2 protein-coding genes and 1 pseudogene are annotated in these 1,755 nt (G+C 37.7%); all 3 read right to left on the bottom strand.

Features of this window, described 5'->3' with window-relative positions:
• A partial coding sequence (locus ACFIQE_RS10090; RefSeq protein WP_375637308.1) for an ERF family protein occupies positions 1-608 on the bottom strand: 608 nt, incomplete at its 3' end.
• Between the two features lie 71 nt (positions 609-679).
• The gene (locus ACFIQE_RS10095; protein ID WP_375611074.1) at positions 680-1,402 is read right to left on the bottom strand and encodes a hypothetical protein; all 723 of its coding nucleotides are present in this window, start codon (positions 1,400-1,402) and stop codon (positions 680-682) included.
• A 94-nt stretch (positions 1,403-1,496) separates the two neighbouring features.
• Positions 1,497-1,730: pseudogene (locus tag ACFIQE_RS10100) on the bottom strand (hypothetical protein); the annotation flags it as partial.
• Positions 1,731-1,755 lie beyond the last annotated feature (25 nt).

Raw genomic sequence — 1,755 nt, forward strand, 5'->3', positions numbered from 1 at the left:
GTTTGTACGACAAGTCTTCTGATTTCATTGATCTGTTGTGGAAAAGCCTTTTTAATAGGCGGGTTTCCATCTGTATCGTCTTCTTTACTTGCTAAATTAAGAAGCATGCCTAATAGGTATCTTCGTGCGTAGGTAAGTGTGGAACCAAGTGATTGTATGCTATTTTTAGAGCCTGTACTGTCAATTGGAAATGTTCCTTCTGTTGAGATTTGATTGTCTGAAGGATGAGACAGAGTTATTTCTATGGTAACGTTTTTTTCTGTTTGATTTTTAATACGATAAAACAAAGCAAATTTGTATGTTGCAAGCCCTTTCTTTACAGCATCAATGTACTGATCAAGTGTAGCGTATTTGCTGTTTGTATGGTTATTAATGGCGTTTTGTTCGATATTTTTATATGCCATTTGCACAGCCGAAAGATCACGGACAAAATTTTGGCGCTCTTGTCGTTTTATCTCTTGTTCTCTTAAATCAAGAAGACGCTCTAAGCGATCCATATCGACGTCACTGTCTAAGGCTTTATTTAAAATACGTTCCATGACAGTTTGTTCGACGGCTACATGATGTGTTTCTTCAATTTCTATTAGGTTAGTGTTTTGTTCACTCATCTTGATTTCCTACATTGCGCGCAATTCACCCGTGGCATGAATCACGCATGTGTTAAAAGGCTGATTGGTTGTTAAATTTTTATGTCTTGAGGAATTCTCGTGTTTCCGCGAATATTAGCTAATCCACGAATTTCGGCATTTCTAAAGATCTTGACTGCGTCATAAATGCGAGCACTATCATAAACTTTTGCATCTCCAAAAATCTCAACATTTCCATAATTAATATCATCCTCATACGTGAAATTGGAGCATGATATAATGACATCACCATAAACTTTAGCATTGTTATAAATGAGAGCAGGACCACAAATTATTGCGTTCCCATATACACGAGCATTGTCGTAAACATTGGCACTATTCTTTATTCGTGCATTCTCAAAAACTTTTGCATCACCATAAATGAGTGCGCTATTGTAAACTTCTGCATCACCGTAAACATGAGATTTGTCGCGAACAACAGCATCACCAAAAACATGTGCACTACCAGAAACTTCGGCATTACCAAAAACAACAGCACGACTGTAAACTTGTGCATCAGAATAAACTGAAGCATTTCCACTAATACAGGCGCCATCAAATATCTTGGCATTATGAAAAATGGTAGCGCTTTCAAGCACCTTGGCATCATCATAGACCCAGCAATTGCCATCATGACCTAAGTTATATTCCTTTTCAATAAAGCCACCAAGATCTCCTTTTTTGACATCATCAAAATCCCTTAAAGCACGAATACGGTGAAGAGTTTTTCTATCAAACTCAATTGTTTCATCAGTCAGTTCATATTTTTTTTCCATGGTTTATTTCCTTGATTTGCGTACAATTCACCCGTGGCGTGAATCACGCTGGTGTTTAAAAGTTGGTTGTGTGGTTAAAAACGGCTTATATGGCTATTACGGTATTACCAAAAATCTCGGCAAAACCACAAACTTTAGCTTTTCCATAAACTTTGGCGTTACCAGAAACCCAGCAATTGCCATCATGACTTAGATTGTCTTCTTTCTCGATATAGCCTCCTAAATCACCTGCTTTAACATTACCAAAGTCTCTCAATGCACGAATGCGGTGGAGAGTTTTGCCCCCAACTTCGATTGTTTCATTAGTCAATTCGTATTTTTTCACCATGCTTTTTCTCCAGTGGACATGACGT

It is taken from the genome of Bartonella sp. AA1HLJMS (genome assembly GCF_042197445.1).
In the GTDB taxonomy this organism is placed as follows: domain Bacteria; phylum Pseudomonadota; class Alphaproteobacteria; order Rhizobiales; family Rhizobiaceae; genus Bartonella.